Source organism: Bradyrhizobium sp. 62B (assembly GCF_030272265.2).
GTDB lineage: Bacteria > Pseudomonadota > Alphaproteobacteria > Rhizobiales > Xanthobacteraceae > Bradyrhizobium.
This window is the reverse complement of the sequence record NZ_CP092841.2, coordinates 3340408-3359923: the sequence shown is the minus strand read 5'-3', so window position 1 is coordinate 3359923 and position 19516 is coordinate 3340408. Positions and strand designations below refer to the sequence as shown.

15 protein-coding genes are annotated in these 19516 nt (G+C 64.9%); 5 read left to right on the top strand and 10 right to left on the bottom strand.

Features of this window, described 5'->3' with window-relative positions; genetic code table 11:
• Window positions 1-79: 79 nt before the first annotated feature.
• Window positions 80-3583 carry a DNA polymerase III subunit alpha gene (dnaE, locus tag ML401_RS15705; protein WP_285812407.1) on the bottom strand — a complete coding sequence of 1168 codons (3504 nt, stop codon included), beginning with the start codon at window positions 3581-3583 and terminating at the stop codon, window positions 80-82.
• A gap of 476 nt (window positions 3584-4059) precedes the next feature.
• A complete protein-coding gene (locus ML401_RS15700; RefSeq protein WP_194407883.1) occupies window positions 4060-4782 on the bottom strand; it encodes an outer membrane protein in 723 nt (240 codons plus the stop codon).
• A gap of 252 nt (window positions 4783-5034) precedes the next feature.
• On the opposite strand from ML401_RS15700, the gene ML401_RS15695 reads away from it, so the two are divergent.
• Window positions 5035-5355: a DUF3551 domain-containing protein gene (locus ML401_RS15695; protein WP_285812406.1), complete on the top strand. Its 321-nt coding sequence runs from the start codon at window positions 5035-5037 to the stop codon at window positions 5353-5355.
• Window position 5356: 1 nt separating this feature from the next.
• Window positions 5357-5623, top strand: coding sequence for a DUF3551 domain-containing protein (locus tag ML401_RS15690; RefSeq protein ID WP_285812405.1), 267 nt, complete (start codon window positions 5357-5359; stop codon window positions 5621-5623).
• Window positions 5624-5642: 19 nt separating this feature from the next.
• Here the strand turns inward: ML401_RS15690 and ML401_RS15685 are convergent, their stop codons facing one another.
• Both ML401_RS15685 and ML401_RS15680 read right to left on the bottom strand, forming a co-directional pair.
• A complete protein-coding gene (locus ML401_RS15685; RefSeq protein WP_285812404.1) occupies window positions 5643-6281 on the bottom strand; it encodes an HD domain-containing protein in 639 nt (212 codons plus the stop codon).
• Between the two features lie 43 nt (window positions 6282-6324).
• The gene (locus ML401_RS15680; RefSeq protein WP_211416830.1) at window positions 6325-6786 is read right to left on the bottom strand and encodes a carboxymuconolactone decarboxylase family protein; all 462 of its coding nucleotides are present in this window, start codon (window positions 6784-6786) and stop codon (window positions 6325-6327) included.
• A 117-nt stretch (window positions 6787-6903) separates the two neighbouring features.
• Here ML401_RS15680 and ML401_RS15675 point away from each other — a divergent pair, with 117 nt between their 5' ends.
• Complete coding sequence (locus ML401_RS15675; protein ID WP_285812403.1) at window positions 6904-8313, top strand: PLP-dependent aminotransferase family protein; 1410 nt, start codon at window positions 6904-6906, stop codon at window positions 8311-8313.
• A 22-nt stretch (window positions 8314-8335) separates the two neighbouring features.
• On the opposite strand, the gene map is transcribed toward ML401_RS15675, so the two are convergent.
• Window positions 8336-9085, bottom strand: coding sequence for a type I methionyl aminopeptidase (gene map, locus ML401_RS15670; protein ID WP_285812402.1), 750 nt, complete (start codon window positions 9083-9085; stop codon window positions 8336-8338).
• Between the two features lie 82 nt (window positions 9086-9167).
• The gene (locus ML401_RS15665; protein WP_285812401.1) at window positions 9168-12317 is read right to left on the bottom strand and encodes a GAF domain-containing protein; all 3150 of its coding nucleotides are present in this window, start codon (window positions 12315-12317) and stop codon (window positions 9168-9170) included.
• A 345-nt stretch (window positions 12318-12662) separates the two neighbouring features.
• Here ML401_RS15665 and ML401_RS15660 point away from each other — a divergent pair, with 345 nt between their 5' ends.
• The gene (locus tag ML401_RS15660; protein WP_211416826.1) at window positions 12663-13970 is read left to right on the top strand and encodes a hypothetical protein; all 1308 of its coding nucleotides are present in this window, start codon (window positions 12663-12665) and stop codon (window positions 13968-13970) included.
• A 47-nt stretch (window positions 13971-14017) separates the two neighbouring features.
• Here ML401_RS15660 and ML401_RS15655 read toward each other — a convergent pair whose 3' ends face one another.
• Window positions 14018-14797, bottom strand: a complete 780-nt coding sequence (locus ML401_RS15655; protein WP_212068998.1) for a helix-turn-helix transcriptional regulator — start codon at window positions 14795-14797, stop codon at window positions 14018-14020.
• Window positions 14798-14908: 111 nt separating this feature from the next.
• Between ML401_RS15655 and ML401_RS15650 the strand changes: the two genes are divergently transcribed.
• Window positions 14909-15988 carry a zinc-binding alcohol dehydrogenase family protein gene (locus ML401_RS15650; RefSeq protein WP_285812400.1) on the top strand — a complete coding sequence of 360 codons (1080 nt, stop codon included), beginning with the start codon at window positions 14909-14911 and terminating at the stop codon, window positions 15986-15988.
• Window positions 15989-16083: 95 nt separating this feature from the next.
• On the opposite strand, the gene ML401_RS15645 is transcribed toward ML401_RS15650, so the two are convergent.
• The 3 genes from ML401_RS15645 to proS form a co-directional block, all read right to left on the bottom strand.
• The gene (locus ML401_RS15645; protein ID WP_194407873.1) at window positions 16084-16797 is read right to left on the bottom strand and encodes an ABC transporter ATP-binding protein; all 714 of its coding nucleotides are present in this window, start codon (window positions 16795-16797) and stop codon (window positions 16084-16086) included.
• A 7-nt stretch (window positions 16798-16804) separates the two neighbouring features.
• Window positions 16805-18085 (bottom strand): lipoprotein-releasing ABC transporter permease subunit, encoded by a 1281-nt coding sequence (locus ML401_RS15640; protein ID WP_211416823.1) that lies wholly within the window; start codon window positions 18083-18085, stop codon window positions 16805-16807.
• A gap of 81 nt (window positions 18086-18166) precedes the next feature.
• On the bottom strand, window positions 18167-19486 hold the full coding sequence (proS, locus tag ML401_RS15635) for a proline--tRNA ligase (protein WP_211416822.1): 1320 nt from the start codon (window positions 19484-19486) through the stop codon (window positions 18167-18169).
• Window positions 19487-19516 lie beyond the last annotated feature (30 nt).

The following is a 19516-nucleotide window of genomic DNA, read 5'->3' as shown; positions in this document are numbered from 1 at the left end:
GATAGCTGTGCCCGGCACACTTCGAAACCATGCATGAGCTTGTTAGTTAAGCTTTGGTTTGCGGCAATGCGCGCAAGCGTCAGATCTGCTGCACGTCCACCACGCCCGCGACCGCCTTGATCGCGCCGGCGATCTGCGGCGAGACCTTGAAGCGGCCCGGCAGCTTCATCTCGACCTCGGTCTCGAGGTCGAGCATCATCACCAGCGAGACCTCGCCGTCACCGTTCGAACGCGGCGCGATGCCCGGACTGCCGATCTTCGGCGCCGCGCCGTTCGATGCCGCCATGTCGGGGCCGGCCAAACGCTTGGCGATCGACTCCAGCGGCTTGGTGTCGCGCACGAAGATGCGCAGACCCTTCTGCGTCTTGGCGGCGGCATCGTCGAGCGGCTCGGCATGCAGCACGCGGGCGCGGACGTCCTCGCCCTGCAGCTCGGCGCCCAGTTGCAGCAGCACGGCGGCGCCCGGCTCCAGCACGTCGCGATATTGCGCAAGGCCCTCGGAGAACAGCACCGCCTCGAAATGGCCCGTGGGATCGGAGAGCCCCATGATGCCCATCTTGTTGCCGGTCTTGGTGCGCCGCTCCATGCGCGAGACCACGGTGGCCGCGACCTTGCCGGCGGTGGCGCCGGTCTTCACCGCGCGCGAGAATTCCGCCCAGCTCTGCACCCGCAGCCGCTTCAGCACGGTGGCGTAATCGTCGAGCGGATGGCCCGACAGGAAGAAGCCGACGGCGTCGTATTCGCGGCGGAGTTTTTCGGCCGGCAGCCACGGCTCGATCTGCGGCAGCATGATGGTCGGCGCATCTGCCGACATGCCGAACATGTCGTTCTGGCCGATGGTCTCGGCCTGATGCGCGCGCTGGCAGGCGGCGAGGATCGAATCCGCGCCGGCGAAGACGCGGGCGCGGTTCGGCTCCAGCGTGTCGAAGGCGCCGGCGGCGGCGAGACTTTCGATGATGCGCTTGTTGATCGCGCGCGGATTGACCCGTGCTGCGAAGTCGGCGAGCGAGGTGAACAATCCCCGCTTGGTGCGCTCCTCGATGATCTGCTCGATCGCCTGGATGCCGACGCCCTTGAGCGCTGCGAGCGCGTAGTAGATCGTCTTCTCGCCGACCTCGAAGGTCGCGCCGGAGCGGTTGATGTTCGGCGGTTCGACCTTGATGCCGAGGCGCTGCGCCTCGGAGCGGAATTCGGAGAGCTTGTCGGTATTGTTGAGATCGAGCGTCATCGACGCCGCGATGAACTCGACCGGATAATGCGCCTTCATGTAGGCGGTGTGGTAGGACACCAGCGCATAGGCTGCCGCATGGCTCTTGTTGAAGCCGTAATCGGCGAACTTCGCCAGCAGCTCGAAGATGGTCTCGGCCTGGCCCTTCGGCACGCCGTTCTTCACCGCGCCCGCGACGAAGATGTCGCGCTGCTTGTCCATCTCGGCGCGGATCTTCTTGCCCATGGCGCGGCGCAGGAGGTCGGCGTCGCCGAGCGAATAGCCCGACATCACCTGCGCGATCTGCATCACCTGTTCCTGGTAGATGATGACGCCGAAGGTTTCCTTCAGGATCGGCTCCAGGACGGGATGCAGATATTCCGGCTCCTCGTCGCCGTGCTTGCGCGCGCAATAGGTCGGGATGTTCGCCATCGGGCCCGGCCGATACAGCGCCACCAGCGCGATGATGTCCTCGAAACGGTCCGGGCGCATGTCGACCAGCGCGCGCCGCATGCCCTGGCTTTCAACCTGGAACACGCCGACCACCTCGCCGCGGGCCAGCATCTGGTAGCTCTCGGCGTCGTCGATCGGCAGCGTGGCGAGATCGACGTGGATGTCGCGCGGCTTGAGCAGCTTGCAGGCGACGTCGAGCACGGTCAGCGTCTTCAGGCCGAGGAAGTCGAACTTGACGAGGCCGGCCGGCTCGACCCATTTCATGTTGAACTGGGTCACCGGCATGTCCGACTTCGGATCGCGGTACATCGGCACGAGTTCGCTCAAGGGGCGATCGCCGATCACGATGCCGGCCGCGTGCGTCGAGGCGTGGCGGGTCAGGCCTTCGAGGCGCTGGGCGATGTCGAAGGCGCGCGCCACGACCGGATCTTCGTCGCGGAACGCCTGCAGCTTCGGCTCGCTCTCGATCGCGGCCGCCAGTGTGACAGGCGCGGCCGGATTCTGCGGCACCAGCTTGGTCAGCTTGTCGACCTGGCCATAGGGCATCTGCAGCACGCGACCGACGTCGCGCAGCACGCCGCGCGCCTGCAGCGTACCGAAAGTGATGATCTGCGCGACCTGGTCGCGGCCGTAGCGCTCCTGGACGTACTTGATCACCTCGCCGCGGCGGTCCTGGCAGAAGTCGATGTCGAAGTCCGGCATCGAGACGCGTTCGGGATTGAGGAAGCGCTCGAACAGCAGGCCGAACTTGATCGGGTCGAGGTCGGTGATGGTCAGCGCCCACGCCACCAGCGAGCCCGCGCCCGAGCCGCGGCCCGGCCCGACCGGAATGCCCTGGCTCTTCGCCCATTTGATGAAGTCGGACACGATCAGGAAGTAGCCCGCATATTTCATGCGCATGATGACGTCGAGCTCGAACGCCAGGCGCTTGTTGTAGTCCTCCTCGGTCGTGCCTTGCGACAGGCCGTGGACGCTGAGGCGCTTGGCGAGCCCCTCCTCCGCCTGGCGCTTCAACTCGGCGGCCTCGACCGAGGCTGCGTCCGAGCTCTGCGCGGCGCCGACGGTGAAGAACGGCAGGATCGGCTTGCGCGTCATCGGGCGGAACGAGCAGCGCTCGGCGATCTCCACCGTCGAGGCCAGCGCCTCCGGAATGTCGGCGAACAGCACCGCCATCTCGGCGCGCGTCTTGAAGCGATGATCGGGCGTGAGCTGCTCGCGTTCGGTCTCTGCGATCAGCCGGCCGCCGGCGATGCAGAGCAGCGCGTCATGCGCTTCGTAATCGTCCGTCGTCGCGAAATACGGCTCGTTGGTTGCGACCAGCGGCAGGCCCTTGGCATAGGCGATGTCGATCAGGCCGCTTTCGACGCGCCGCTCCTTCTCGGTGTTGTGGCGCTGCAATTCGATGTAGAGGCGATCGCCGAACAGGCCGGCCAGACGCTCGCAGCGCAAGGCCGCGAGCTCGGCATGACCGCCGGCCAGCGCCAGCGAGATCGGCCCGTCCGGTCCGCCCGTCAGGGCGATCAGGCCCTCGGTCTCGCCCTCGAGCCAGTCGAACTTGATGTGGCAGGCGTGGGTATCGGGCGTCTCCAGGAATGCGCGCGAGTTCAGCCGCATCAGGCTGCGATAGCCGCGCTCCTGCGCTGCCAGCAGCACCACGCGCGACGGCCCCATCGCGTTGCGCGCATTCGGATCCTGATCGCCGAAATCGATCGCCAGTTCGCAGCCGACGATCGGCTGGATGCCGGAGCCCGCCATCTTGTCGGAGAACTCCAGCGCACCGAACATGTTGTCGGTGTCGGTGAGCGCCAGGGCCGGCTGGTGGTCTTTCTTCGCAAGCTCGGCGAGCTTGGCGATCTTGATCGAGCCCTTGAGCAGCGAATAGGCCGAGTGAACGTGAAGGTGGACAAATCCGGCGCTCGGCATGGTCGCGTGACGGCCTCTTGCAGATGGGGATGGAGCGGTCGCCGGCTCCCTGGGGCATCATGCACCCGCATCTGCCCTGTCCTGCCGACTCGCCTCGCAATGGTGAGGTGTCGCAGCTTCAGAGTCCACGCCGGAGCGGCCGATTGGCCACATCGTCCCTCTTTTCCCCAAGGCGACCGGCGCCTCCCGCCTCAAGGCGGGGAATCAGAGCTGCGGTATGACCTGGGCCCAGATCGCGATCATCCCGACGAACAGCGTGATCGACGCCAGTGCGGCGGCTTCTTCGACGAAAACCCTGAACATGTCTCGCTCCCTTGCTAGAACGTATGAAGAACATTGTTCTCATTTCGTTCTCAGGAGTCAAGCGCGGCGGACGATCTCCAGGGGCAATGGTTAACTCGCTGAATTCACGCAATAAAAAAGCCCCGGCCAAGGCCGGGGCTTTTCGACGACCGCCCGAAGGCGAGCGATCAGGATCAGTAACGGCCGAGCACCGGGCCGCCGAACTTGTAGTTCAGGCGGACGAGACCCATGTCGACGTCCTGCTTGATGCGGTCGGTACCCGCCAGGCCAGCGAACGTGACGTCCTTGTCCGACAGGAAGATGTGGTTGTACTCGACGCCAACCGACCAGTTCGGTGCGAAACCGTATTCGAGGCCGGCACCGACCGTACCGCCCCAGCGGGTCTGGTCGTTCGAGGACAGCAGCGCGCCCGAGGCGGTGCTGAACACGTCGTACTTGACGCCGACCACAGCCGCACCGCCCTTGACGTAGAGCAGGACGTTGTTCCAGGCGTAGCCGACCTGACCGGTGATCAGACCGAACGAGTCGATCTTCGAGCGGTTGCGCGTTGCGAACAGCGCGCTGACATTGTCGCCCGAGAAGTCGGCCCAGTTGCCCTGGCCTTCCACGCCGAACACGAACTGGCCGGACTGCCAGCGATAGCCGATCTGGCCACCGACCGTGCCGCCGGTCGCATCGTGCGAGCCTTCACGGCCGCCGCCGACGAGATCCCAGGTCGAGTGCGCCGAACCGCCGCCGCCGTTGATGCCGATGTAGAAGCCGCTCCAGTCATAGATCGCGGCGACCATCGCAGGCGCCTTCGTGTAGGGCCGCGCTGCGAGGTCAGCAGCCAGCGCCGGCGCAGTCGCGCTCAGCGCGACAAGGCTCACAGCAGCAAGCAACAAATTCTTCTTCATTTGAGTCCCGTTCCAGTTTCGTCGTTAGGCCCCCTGGCCGTGCGCTGGTCATAACAGCGATCGACGGAATTGCTGTAACCTCGACGCCACAGTTCGCGCCAAAGGCCCGCGCTTCATTAATGAAGATTTATCAGAGCGCGTCTGAAACCCTTTGAAACAAGTGTTTTCTGTAGTTCCATTGTCGGCGACACGAGATAAATTGCGTGCGCGCGTTACAACGTCGCGCGCACATTCGCGTGATGGAGAATTGAGATGCGAAGACGAACTACGATCCCCATTGTCGCCACATTTTCGCTCGCTCTCGCCACATTTGCACTCGTGTCGGGCGCGAGCACACCCGCGCGCGCGTTCGGCACGCATCACGCCTTCTGCCTCACCGGCGATGAATGGCCGGGGCTCAGCAATTGCAGGTTCGACACCTACGCGCAGTGTCAGGCAAGCGCTTCGGGACGCGCCCTGACCTGCATCGCGAATCCATATTTCGCCGGACAGAGCGATGATCCCTACGCCTATCAGAATCGTCCGCGCGCACAGACGCCGGGCTATTCACCCGGCTACTACCTGCCGCGCTGAGATGCGCAGCTCCGGCCTCGCGCTCGTTGCAATCGGCCTGCTCCTCGCGGGCGGATCCGCATGCGCGCAGACCTATGACCCCAGCTATCCCGTCTGCATGCAGATCTACGGCCCCGTCGGCTATTTCGACTGCCGTTACGGCTCGCTCGCGCAGTGCAAATATCTCGCCGTCGGACGCTCGGCGAGTTGCGTGGTGAACCCTTATTTCTCTGCGCGGAATAAGTCGCCGGCCCCTCGCCGCTCCAGAGGCGCCGCTGGCGCCGGATGAGCCAAGCAGGTGCGTCGGTTCAGCTTTGCCAAGGGGTGTTGCGGATGCGTGTGCACGCGTTCGGCTTGCGGAAGCTGGGGTCGTGATCCTCGATGTAGTCGAAATTCACGGTCCCGAACGTCGTCTGCGGCTTCTTCAGTGCCGAGCAGGTCTGTACCTTCAGGAACTCGTTCTTGAAGTCACCGCGCGGAAACGCCGATATCACCTGGTCGCGCTGCTCCGGGGTGTAGTCGTCATATCCAACGCCGACGACGTCCACCAGAACGCCTGCGTTGGTGAGAGCGATCTCCGGCCTCATATATTGAGGAATGCCGGGCGTGGTGTGGAGCGCGATGGCTTCCCAGACCAGATCGGCCTGCGGCTCGGCGATCCCGCGTGCCCGAAGAAACTCCCGCGCAGCATCGGCCCCGTCGACCTCAAACCGTTTTGTCGGCGTGTGGTAGTGATCGACCAGGCCGAGATCGTGAAACAGCGCCGCGACGTAGAGCAATTCGGAATCGAATTTCAGCTTCTGACGCAGCCCCTTCATCGCACCGAACACGTAGACGCGGACGGAATGATTGAACAGCATCTCGTCTTCATAGCTGCGCACGAGGTCGGTGGCTTCGCGCGCCAGTTGGCTGTCGGGAATTCTGACGCCGGAAATCACGCTCGTCATCTTCAGACTCCTGCCTTTCATTCGATTGATGCCGCGCGATCCGTCAGGCCGCCTTCTCAAGCGCGGCCTGCGGGGTGTTTCTGAAGCTGATCGACATGCGGTTGTACGCGTTCATCATGCTGATGGCGATCGTGAGATCGACGAGCTCGCGCTCGCCGAAGACCGCGCGAACGGCCTGATACGCCTCATCCGGAACGCCCGTCTCCGCGACGCGGGTCACCGTCTCGGCCCATGCGAGTGCGGCGCGTTCACGTTCGTCGAAGAGATGACCGGCCTCGGCCCAGGCCTGGACCAATGCGAGTTTTTCGATCTTCACGCCGTTCTTGAGCAGGTCGCGCGTGTGCATGTCGAGGCAATAGGCGCAATTGTTGATCTGCGAGACGCGCAGGTAAACGAGGGTCACCAGTGTCGCAGGAAGCCCGCTCTGCATGACGTAGCCATAGACGCCGCCCAGTGCCTTCGCGCCGGCCGGTGCAATGTGGTTGTAGTTGAGACGCTCACCCATCTGCATTCTCCTTGATAACCGAGGGAGCAAGCACTCCCTTCCTTTCCTCCCTCAGATGCCCCTGCCATGGTTCATAAAAAAGAACCAAGAACGCACGAAAATCGTGTACCAAGAACCATGACCAAACCGCTGCGGCTGGTGCTCGATCGGTCCGCGAAGACACCGCTGGCCGAGCAGATCCACAAAGGGATCCGGGCCGCCATCGAAAACGGCGTGCTCGCACCGGGCGCGCGCCTGCCCTCATGGCAGGATCTGGCGGCCCAGCTCGGCGTCGCGCGCGGCACCGTGCGCTCAGCCTATGAAAAGCTCGCATCCGCCCAATTGATCGTCGCGGCCCGCGCGACCGGCACGCATGTCGCCGACCGACCGCGCTTCCCCGTGCGGCGGGACAAGGCCCCGGCACCGGGCTCGTTCATGGAAATGTACCAGGAGCTCATTGCGGGCCCGGCGATCTTCCAAATGGGCGTGCCTTCGCGAGAGACCTTTCCCGCGACGCTGCTCGCGCGCATGCACGCGCGGGCGGCTCGTGTCGAAATGAGCGCTCCCGCGATCTACCCCGATCCGCGCGGCGAGCCGGACTTGCGACGCGAGATCGCGGCCTATCTTGCGCTGGCGCGCGGGATCGAATGCATGCCGTCCCAGATCATCATGACCAGCGGCTTCGCCGGCGGCCTCGGCCTGGCGCTCCGAGCCCTCGGCCTCGAGCAGAAGAAAAAGGTCTGGATGGAGGATCCCGGCTTTCCTTTCACCCGGCATGGGCTCGCGCTCGCGGGATTGTCGATCGTGCCGATCCCGGTTGACGCGGATGGCATCGACGTCGATCACGGCCTGCGCCATGCGCCCGACGCGGCGCTGGCTGTCGTGACGCCCGGGCAGCAAGCGCCGCTCGGATCCACGCTGTCACTGGCACGACGCGCGCGCCTGCTGGACTGGGCGACCCAAAACAAGGCGTGGGTGATCGAGGACGATTATCTCAGCGAACTTCAACTCAAGGGCCGGGCCACGCCGGCGCTCGCCTCGCTCGATCGCTCCGGCCGCGTCGTTCACATCGGCTCGTTCAGCAAGACCATTAGCCCTGCCTTGCGGCTCGGCTTTGTCGTGGCACCCGCCGCTCTGGCGTCGCGATTTGCCGAGACTGCGGCGTGCCTTGCTCCGGCGCCTGGGCGCGCGGTGCAGCTCGCCACCGCCGATTTCATCCGCGAGGGCCATTATCTCCGGCATCTGCGGCGCACCAAGCGCGCCTACGCCGCGCAAGGCGAGGCATTGCTGAAATACCTCGGGCCGCGGACCGTAAACGTTGCGATGGCCGGATTGGCCGCGGTGCTGCGATTGCCGGACCGAGCCCCCGACCTTGCCATCGCCAGGGAAGCAGCAGCGCTTGGACTGGCGCCGACGCCGCTGTCGCTCTGGTACGCGTCAAAGGCTTCGGCGCGCCCAGGACTGCTGCTGGGCATCGCAACGTCCCCGCTCAGGCGGATCGCGGCCTCCTCCGACCGGCTCCTTCAGATCATCGACCGCCTGACGTGATCGGACTTAGGCCTCGGCGGCCTCAACCGGCCATCGTCACGATCAACGGTCCGTTGCGCGTGGCGATCACGGTGTGTTCGTACTGCACGGTCGGCGCCTCGGGACTGCTGTAGAGCGTCCAGGGGTCATCGCCATTCTCTGCCCACGCGGCGCCCATGGAGAGGAACGGCTCGACGGTGAACACCAGGCCATCGTTCATGATGCGGCGTTCGGAGCGGTCGGGCCATGTCGCGATCTCCGTCGGCTCCTCATGGAGCGACAAGCCGACACCGTGACTGGCGAGATTCCTGACCAGGCTGTAGCCGTTCTTCCGCGCAAAGGTCCCGATGGCCTGGCCGATCCCGGCAATCGGCTTGCCGGCGCCAACCCGCTGCAGGCCTGTCCACATCGCCCGCCGGCCGTCCCGGCAAAGCCGTTCAATCGCGCGGGCGACGGGCGGAACGGCGAAGGAGGCGCCCGTATCGGCGAACAAGCCGTTCTTCTCGGCTGACACGTCGATGTTCACGAGGTCGCCGCGCGCGATCCGCCGCTCGCCCGGGATGCCGTGCGCGATCTCCTCGTTCACGCTGATGCAGGTCGCGCCGGGAAAATCGTAAGACAGCTCCGGGGCCGAACGCGCGCCGGCGGCTTCCAGCAGCTTGCGTCCGATCAGGTCGAGCTCGGACGTGGTCATGCCCGGCTCGATCGCCTTCCCCATCGCCTCCAGCGTATTGGCGACGATGCGCCCGATCTCTTTCAGGCGCGTCAGGTCGTTGTCATCGGAGATCGTCATGTCGGGGCTCTCTACGAAAGCCGGGACATAGCGCTTGCGAGGCCGGCTTGCAAATCGGACGGATTCTTCGCCCGATATGTCCTCATCCCTCGTCGAGTAGATTGCGAACCTTCGTCGCCAGGTCTTCGATCGCAAAGGGCTTGGAGAGCAGATGCTTGCCGGCATCGAGCATGCCGTTGTGAACGATCGCGTTGCGCGTATACCCGGTCGTGAATAGCACCTTCAAATCCGGGTATCGTTTCGACAGCTCGGTCGCAAGTTCAGCGCCGGTCATGTCGGGCATGACGACATCGGTAAACAGCAGGTCCGGAATGAGACCGTTTTCAATGGTCCTGATCGCTTCCCTGGCGGTCGCGGCCTCGATGACCGTATAGCCAAGCTCGCGCAGGCTTTCGGATGAGATGCTGCGAACCCGCTCGTCGTCCTCGACAACGAGGATGGTCTCGCTCTGAAGGCTTGCACCAGGATGTGTAACGCCCTGCGACGACGTTGAAGGCGCCTCCTCGCCCGCAAAGCGGGGAAGATAGATTTTCACCGTCGTGCCAACGTCGACTTCCGAATAGATTTTGACGTGGCCGCCCGACTGCCGCACGAAGCCGTAGACCTGACTGAGGCCGAGCCCGGTGCCCTTGCCCACGACCTTGGTCGTAAAGAACGGATCGAACACCTTTCCCAGCACATCGGCCGGAATTCCGGTGCCGTTATCCGTGACGGCGATGAGAACGTACTGTCCGGGCGACAGGGCGTATTCGCGGGCATATTTCCGGTCGATCGAGGCATTGCTGGTCTCGATCGTCAGCCGGCCGCCCTTCGGCATGGCGTCGCGCGCATTGACCGCCAGGTTGATGACGGCGCTCTCCAGCTGGGCCGGGTCCGCCTTGACGCGCCAAAGCCCGGCCGCCAGGACGGCCTCGAGGCGAACCAGCTCTCCGAGCGAGCGCTCCAGCAGCTCGCTCATCCCGCCGACCATCTTGTTGAGGTCGACGACCTCGGGCGCCAGAGGCTGTTGACGCGAGAACGCGAGCAGCCTTTGCGTCAAGGTTGCCGCGCGATTTGCGCCATCGATCGCGCCCTCGATGAAGCGGTCGATGTTGACCTCTCCCTTGCCGAGCCGCCGCTTGGCGAGATTCAAGCTGCCGAGAATAACGGCCAGCATGTTGTTGAAGTCGTGCGCGATCCCGCCGGTCAACTGCCCAACGGCCTCCATCTTCTGGGATTGCCGCAATTGCTCCTCGGCCTTCATGCGCTCTGCGATCTCGTCGGCGACACGTTGCTCCAGCCCGGCGTTGAGCGTCTCGAGCCGGGTCAGAAGCCGGGCGTTGTCGATGGCCGTGGCGGCGTGGCCGGCGATCCCGAGCAACGCCGCTTCATGCTCGGGCTGGAACATGGCCGTCTCGGCATGACCGAAGAAAAGCCCTCCAAGCACCTCACCCGTCCGCGAGATCACGGGGACCGCAAGATAGGATCGAACCGGAAGATGGCCCTCGGGCATGCCCTTCCGCGGTGTGTTCTTGCCATAGCGCGGGTCTTGCAGGATGTCGTCAGACCTCACCACGCTGGTGCCTTTGAAGGTCGGCTCGAACACGGCCGTGTTGCGAGGCATCGGGAAGTTCTCGAAGGCCGATCGCGGCACGCCGGACAGCGAATACAGCATGTAGCTGCCGCCATCCGAGGTCAGAACATTGTAGAAGAAGGCGCCGAACTGGGCGCCCGTCAGCTCGACGCCGGCGTCCGTGACGATCTGCACGATCTTCTCGAGATTGCGCTCGCGGGCGACCGATGCACCCGTGTCGTTCAGTATCCTGAGATGACGCTCGGTTTTCTTTTGCGCGGTGATGTCCAGCACCGTTCCGATGAAACGAACAGCCTGGTCGCTGGAGAAAATGGCCTGTCCCGTCGCTGCAATCCAGCGTTCGATGCCATCCTCGATGCCGACGGTTCGATACTCGATGTTGTAACTCGACGGCGCATGGGGATTGAGGGCCGCGGATACGGCTTCGTGGGCGCGCTGCCTGTCGTCGGGATGAATGCCTCTCAGGAACGCCCCTTCGTAGCTGACCTCGGCATCCGGCGAGAGACCGAAGACCTCCTTGCAGCGACTGTCCCATCGCAAGACGTCGTTGACCGGATCGTAATCCCAGGTGCCGATGCCGGCTGCCTTGTTCGCCAGAACCAGCCGTTCGGCAGCTTCCCGGGCTGCCTGCTCCGAGCGGACGCGCTCGATATGCGCCCATGATCGCTCGGTGACCTCGGTGAGCAAGGCGAGTTCGCGCGCCGTCCAGCGATGCGGGCCGCGGTGATGAATGGCCATCAGGGCAGTGAGCTGCCCTTCCTTGACCAGGGGCATGCAGATCGTCGAGCCTATGCCGATATTCTGGAAGGTTGCGGCCTCCTCGGGCGCGATCTCCTTCAGATTGTCGTTGATGATGAGGGGCCTGCCGGCGCCGAGTTCTCGCACCGCCTTCTTGCCGAAATCTGCCAGGCTGTAGTGCCCGAGGATATGCATCGCGCCTGGGGCAGCCCAGTCACCGCGAATGGTGAAGCCGTCCTGATCGGGATCCATGTCGGCATAGGCGCAATTGGAGACGCCGAGATGCTCACCCAGCATCCTCGTCGTCACCGCCATCACCCCGTCGGCATCACGAGTCCTCGCGGTCTCCTTGTTGAGCGCGTCCAGGAAGAGCAGCCGCGCCTCGTTCTCCCGCACGGCCGTCTCCGCGCGGCGGCGCTCGACCGCGGTGCGCGTGCGCTCGGCAACATCGCGGATCAGCTCCAGTTCGTCGGGGCTCCAGTCGCGCGGCGCCGCGTTGTTCAGATAAAGCAGCGCCACGACCCCGTCGGGCTCGGAGATCGGCATGTTGACCAGCGCGCGCGCAGAGATGGCCTCGAGCGCCTGAGCGCGGTCGCCGACGCGAGGGTCCTTTTCCGCATCGGCACAGACCACCGTCTCGCCGCGCTTCAGGTCTTCGATGTAGCTGCCGTAGTCGCGGAAGCGCAGCACCCCTGCGAGGCTCTTGATGCCTGGCGCGTTCCAGTCGCGGGCGATGGTGATGGTTTCGGCCGACGTGTCGACCGTGCCGTAGCCGGCCCTGCTGACCCTCAGGCTCCGGCCGAGCAGCTCAGCCGCGGCGTAGGCGAGATCGTCTGGGTTATTGATCTCTCGGATGTAGTCGCCAAGTGCAGCCAGGACGGCATTGCGATCGGTCGAGGTCTCCCCGGCCGCCGTTGTCATCTGACTCCCCCCGATACTTTGCTCGTTTCGCCGAATACCGTTTCAAAGCAATCCTGCAGCATCCGCGTCCGGCCGGCGGCGACGCCAGCGAGAGGTTGGCATCCCGCGCGCCCTGATAACCTCATGAAGGCGTTAAGGTTCCGCGCGCTGGGGCGCGGCTCCGCCCCGCCTGACATTGCAGGCAAATTGGCGGAGGCCAAAGCCGGTGAGCACATCGCGAATTGAAGTGCGGCCAGCTCCACGTCGTGACCAAATAAACGTGAATCGGCGCGCCACCGAAAGTTGTGAAAGCGCCGATCGTCCTGTAGCCTCGGTGTCGATATTCACTTGGTGGTTTCATACTTGATGCTCGTCCGAGTCCTGCTTCTCCTCTGCTGCCTGTCGATTCCCGGTACCTTGCGCGCCGAAGAAGCCCCGGCCGAGAAAACCGGATTTGCCTCCAGGCTGACGATCTATCTCGCAAGAGGCGCACCCGACGCGTGCGGGCCGGGCTGCGACCGCTGGATCGCGATCGAGGGCCAGATCGACCAGGATGCGGCATCGCGTATTCGCCGCTTCCTCGCCGGCGTCAAGGATACGCAGCGGCCGATCTACCTTCATTCGCCCGGCGGCAACGTCGAGCAGTCTTATGTGATCGGCCGGCTGCTGCGCGGCCGCAAGGCGATCGCGCGGGTCGGCCGGACGATCGTGACGGCATGCGCCGCCGGCACGCAGGTGGATGCCGCCTGCCTCAAGATCAAGAACACCACCGGCGAGGTCGAGGCCGAGCTCACCACCTATCACGCGATGTGCAACTCGGCCTGCGGTTACCTGTTTATCGGCGCGACCTCGCGCGAGGTTGCCCCCGATGCCGCACTGGCGGTGCATAATTCCAGGCTGATCCTCACGTTTCGAGGCAGTCCACCTCCGGAGATGGTTGCGGAAGCGCGGCGGCGCCGGATCGCCAGCGCCGACCGCGACCGCGCCGCGTTCATTGCGTCGATGGGCATCAGCCGCGAGCTCGATGCGCTGATCCGCACCGTGAAATTTGAAAGCCTGCACGTGCTGACGCGGCCCGAGCTCTACCGGTTCGGGATCGACACACGGCCGCTGGCCGAGACGACGTGGCGGCTGGAAAAAGGCACGCGGCCGTTCATCAGCAAGGTCGCCGCGGTGAAGAAGGACAGCGACGCCTCGTTCCGGACCATGGAATGGCGCCTGTATTGCGAAAACAAGAAGCGCGTGCCGCTGATGGTCGCAAGCGAGATCGATGCCGCCGCCACGGCCAAGAAGACGATCCTGATGGCCGCCAGCGCCGATTTGAGCAAGGAGGCTGGAGGGCCTCCGGTGCGACTCGGAAAGTACGAGGTCTGGAGCGGCGCCGTCGACCCCGACATGGTCAAGGCGGTGCTGGCCTCGCACTCGCTGCAGGTCCGCGAGACCACGCCGGAGCCGGAGGGAAAGGCTGACATCACCAGCTTCAACATCGACATGACGGGTTTGACGTCGGTGTGGACCCAGCTCGGGACCTCCTGCACCTCGGCGGCGGCAGGCCCGGCAAAATCGTGGCCGGCAAATGCTCTGCGACCGACGCCCTGGACGGACACGCCATGGACGGCAAGTGGCGCACTGCCGAACGTCAGCGCAACGCCTGCGGCCACAGCCGCGCCATAGCGCAAGCTTGCCAATCGGTCTTCAGCCGCTGTCGCCTGTCCCGTCCGTCAGCCCTCGACCGGCGTGTAAATCACCAGCTTCAGCGCGGGATCGTCGTTGGCCTGGAAACTGGTGTGCTCGAAGCGGAGCAGGCCCCTGGTCGGATGGTTCATGGTCTTGAGGCCGGACATCGTGCTGCGGATGTCGTGGGCTTCCCACCATTTGACGAATTCCGGACTCCCCTCGCGCAGCCGCGTCAGCAGCTCCGTAAAGGCGGGATCGCCGGCCCAGACGTCGTGGGTGGCGCGAAACATCGCAACCATGCTCTTGGCGACGTCGGCCCAGCCCGCGCCATAGATTTTTCGCGTCTGCTTGTTCGTCAGCACCAGCAGCAGCGTGTTGCGGTCCTGCTCCGGCAATTGCCCGAACGCAAAGACGTCTTCGGCCGCATCGTTCCAGGCCAGCACGTCCCAGCGCCGCCCCGTGACATAGGCCGGCTGCTTCAGACTCGCGATCATCCGCCGGATTGGCGGGGGCACGATCTCGCGCGTGAACGCGCTCCTGGCACCGTCGCGCGCCAGCGCCTTCAGATGTGCGTGCTCGGTCTTGCTGAGGCGCAGCGCGCGGGCCAGCGCGTCGATGGTGGTGACGGACGGGCTGACGGTGCGGCCCTGCTCGAGGCGGATGTACCAGTCGACGCCGATGCCGGCGAGCTGCGCGACCTCCTCGCGCCGCAGCCCCGCAGTGCGCCGGCGCCTGCCGATCGGAAGCCCGACGGTCTTCGGCGACAGCTTCTCGCGGCGTGACCTCAGAAAATCGCCGAACTCGACGCGGCGTGGGTCGGCCATTGTCGTCGCTCCCGCGGATGGAGGGTCGCTAGAATACTAGGATAATACCAGGCCTTCTTGTTCCCGCCAAGGCGGCGCATATCGAGTTCACCGATTTTGAGGTGAAACAACATGAAAGCTGCCGTGCTCAAATCCTTCGGCTCGCCGCTGGCGATCGAAAATGCCCCGGATCCGGTGCTCGGCACCGGCGAGGTCATCGTCGACGTCGTCGCCACACGCGTGCTGTCCTACATGAACGAGGTCTTCGATGGGACGCGCAACTACGCTCTCGACCTGCCGATCATCCCGGGCCCCGGCGGCATCGGCCGGGTGCGCGCGATCGGGCCGGACGCAACCAAGCTCAGCGTCGGCGACTGGGTGTTCTGCGATCCCACGGTGCGCTCGCGCGACGACGTCGTGGCGCCCGACATCGCCTTGCAAGGACTGACTGCCGCCGGCCCCGGCGGGATGCGCCTGCAACAGCACTTTCGCCACGGCTCGTTTGCCGAGCAGATGCGCGTGCCGACCGAAAATGTGAAACGGCTCGGCGCGATCACGTCGGAGGATGCGACGCGATGGTGCGCGCTGGGGACACTGCTGGTGCCCTATGGCGGCTTCCTCGCCGCCAATCTCCAACCAGGCGAAACCGTACTGGTCAGCGGGGCCACCGGCAATTTCGGCAGCGCAGCCGTCTCGGTCGCATTGGCGATGGGCGCGGCCTGCGTGGTCACGCCGGGCCGCAACGAAAAGATCCTTGCCGACCTCGTCCGCCGCTTCGGCAGCCGCGTGCTACCGGTCAGGCTCACAGGCAACGAAGATCACGACCGCGAAGCGATGAAGCGCGCGGCGCCCTCGCCGATCGATTGCGTGCTCGACATCATGCCGCCCTCGGTCAGCCCGACCGTCGTGCGGGCCGCGATCATGACGGTGCGCCCCTATGGGCGCGTCGCGCTGATGGGCGGCGTCGGCATGGCCGGCGGCGCGGGGCTCGAACTGCCCTACCCCTGGATCATGCGCAATTGCATCAGCATCCACGGCGTCTGGATGTACCCGCCGGATGCCGCGAGCCGTCTGATCGCGCTGGTGCGCGCGGGACTGCTCAGGCTGGAGGAGTACGAGGCAACGGCGTTCGACCTCGACCATGCCAACGCGGCTGTGGCGCATGCCGCCGCCAATGGCGGGCCGTTCAAGCTGACCGTGATCCGGCCCTGACGCCCAAGGGCGCGGGGCAGCGCCGCCGCCCATTTTTTTCGCAAGTCCCGCCAGGCACTTGGCTACTGTGCATGGGGTTGTTTTCGCAAAATTAGCTAGTCGAGCTCGATCACCTGGCCGTTCGACAGCGAGACCCGCCGGTCCATGCGGCCTGCGAGCTCCATGTTGTGGGTCGCGATCAGCATCGACACCTTGGTCGCCTTGACCAGCTGCATCAGGGCCTGGAACACGTGGTCGGCGGTGTGGGGATCGAGGTTGCCGGTCGGCTCGTCCGCGAACAGCACCCGCGGCGCGTTGGCGACCGCGCGGGCGATCGCGACGCGCTGCTGCTCGCCGCCTGACAGCTCGGCGGGGCGATGCGTGATGCGGTCACCGAGGCCGAGATAGCCCAAAATCTCTTTCGCGCGCGTGACGCTCTCGGACTTCTTCAGGCCGCGGATCATCTGCGGCATCATCACGTTCTCCAGCGCGGAGAACTCCGGCAACAGCCGGTGCGACTGGTAGACGAAACCGATATCGGTGCGGCGCAGCTGGGTGCGCTCGATGTCCGGCAGCTGCGAGGTCGGCGCGCCGTTGACATAGACCTCGCCGGAATCGGGCGCCTCGAGCAGCCCCGCGATGTGCAGCAGCGTCGACTTGCCGGAGCCTGATGGTGCGACCAGCGCGACCGACTGGCCGGCCCACAGCGCCAGCTTGGCGCCGTCCAAAATCGTCAGCGGCACCTCGCCCTGCAAGTACTGCCGCTTTATCTCGTGGAGATAAATGACCGGTACATCGTCAGCCCCCTGCTCAGCCCCTTGGCTCTCCATCAGCCCCTCACTCGTACCGGAGCGCTTCGACGGGATCGAGGCGCGCGGCGCGCCACGACGGATACAACGTCGCCAGGAACGACAGTGTCAGCGCCATGATGACGACCGCCGTGGTCTCGCCGATGTCGATCTCGGCGGGCAGCTTCGACAGGAAATAGAGCTCCGGCGAGAACAGCTCGGTCGAGGTCAGCCAGGACAGGAATTGCCGGATCGATTCGATGTTGAGGCAGATCACGAGGCCGACGAAGAAGCCGACCATCGTGCCGACCACACCGATCGAGGCGCCCGTGATCAGGAAGACCCGCATGATCGATCCCTGCGAGGCGCCCATGGTGCGCAGGATCGCGATGTCGCTGCCCTTGTCCTTCACCAGCATGATCAGGCCGGACACGATGTTCAGCGCCGCGACCAGCACGATCATGGTCAGGATCAGGAACATCACGTTGCGCTCCACCTGCAGCGCATTGAAGAAGGTCGAGTTGCGCTGCCGCCAGTCGACCAGGAACACCGGACGTCCCGCGGCCTCCGTCACCGCCTTGCGGAAGGCATCGATCTTGTCGGGATTGGTGGTGAACACCTCGATCGAGGTGACGTCGTTGCTGCGGTTGAAATAGGCCTGCGCTTCGGCGAGCGGCATGAACACGAAGCCGAGATCGTATTCGGACATGCCGATCTCGAACACCGCGACGATCTTGTACGGCTTGATGCGCGGCGTCGTGCCCATTGGGGTCACGGCCCCCTTCGGCGCCACCAGCGTGATGCTGTCGCCGGCATGCAGCGAGAGCTGGTCGGCGAGGCGCCGGCCGATCGCGACGCCCTGCCCCTCGTCAAACCCTTCGAGCGAGCCCTGCTTGATGTTCTTGGCGATCGAGGTGAGGTTGTTGAGGTCGTCGGAGCGGATGCCGCGCACCAGGACGCCCGAGGCGTTCCATGGCGATGACGCCAGCGCCTGGCCGTCCACCACGGGCGCGGCGAGCCGGATGCCCCCGACCTGGCTGAGGCGGTCGGCGACGTCCTTCCAGTCGGTCAGCGGCGATTCCAGCGGCTGCACCAGGATGTGGCCGTTGAGGCCGAGGATCTTGTCGAGCAGCTCTTTGCGGAAGCCGTTCATCACGGCCATGACGATGATCAGCGTCGCCACGCCCAGCATGATGCCGAGAAAGGAGAACCCGGCGATGACCGAGATGAATCCCTCCTTGCGGCGCGCCCGCAGGTAGCGCGCCGACAGCATCCATTCGAATGGCGCAAAAGGCGCGGTTTGCACGGTTTCGGTCATGGTCTCATCCATCGCTCGATAATCCCATGATTCGGGGTCAATTGTGGCCGGATTGGCGGCCGCGATATCGCGCGATGAACAATATTCAGCCGATCAGCCCACAAGCCTTGCGACCGCGTCCGCAGGCGACATGGTCTCGCGGGAGCCGTCACTTCGGCGCTTGATCTCGACCTTGCCGTCGGCGAGCCCCTTCGGGCCGATCATGATCTGCCAGGGAATACCGATCAGGTCGGCCGCGGCGAATTTGGCGCCGGCGCGCTGGTCGGTGTCGTCATAGAGCACATCGACGCCCTTGGCCGCCAGCTCGGTATAGAGCTTCTCGCAGGCGGCATCGACGGCCGCATCGCCCTGCTTGAGGTTCAGGATCGACACGCGGAACGGCGCCACCGCCTCCGGCCATTTGATGCCGGCATCGTCATGGCAGGCCTCGATGATGGCCCCCAACAGGCGCGAGACGCCGACGCCGTAGGAACCGCCATGGATCGGCACGTCGACGCCATCGGGCCCTGCCACCAGCGCCTTCATCGCGTCGGAATATTTGGTGCCGAAATAGAAGATCTGCCCGACCTCGATGCCGCGGGTGTTGACCCGCTTCTCCGCGGGCACTTCCTGCTCGAAGCGCGCGGCATCGTGGACGTCCTCTGTCGCGGCGTAGAGCGAGGTCCACTGCTTGATGATCGGCGTCAGGTCGCTCTCATAATTCACGTCCTCGCCGGGCACCGGCAGATCCAGCACGTCGCGATTGATGAAGACGCCGGATTCGCCGGTTTCGGCCAGCACGATGAACTCATGGCTGAGGTCGCCGCCGATCGGGCCGGTCTCGGCGCGCATCGGGATCGCCTTCAGCCCCATCCGCGCAAAGGTGCGCAAATAGGCCACGAACATCTTGTTGTAGGCGACGCGCGCCGCGGCCTCGTTGAGGTCGAAGGAATAGGCGTCCTTCATCAGGAACTCGCGGCCGCGCATCACGCCGAAACGCGGGCGCTGCTCGTCGCGGAATTTCCATTGGATGTGATAGAGATTCAGCGGCAGGTTCTTGTAGGACTTCACATAGGCGCGGAAGATCTCGGTGATCATTTCCTCGTTGGTCGGCCCGTACAGGAGCTCGCGCTTGTGGCGATCGGCGATGCGCAGCATCTCCGGGCCATAGGCGTCATAACGGCCGCTCTCGCGCCAGAGGTCGGCGAGCTGCAGCGTCGGCATCAAAAGTTCCAGCGCGCCGGAGCGGTCCTGCTCCTCGCGCACGATCTGCTCGATCTTCTTCAGCACGCGGAAGCCGAGCGGCAGCCAGGCATAGATGCCGGCCGCCTCCTGCCGGATCATGCCGGCGCGCAGCATCAGCCGATGCGAGACGATCTCCGCCTCTTTCGGATTTTCCTTCAGGATGGGCAGAAAGAACCGCGACAACCGCATGGCAATACTCGTGGAATCAGTGACCGGGTG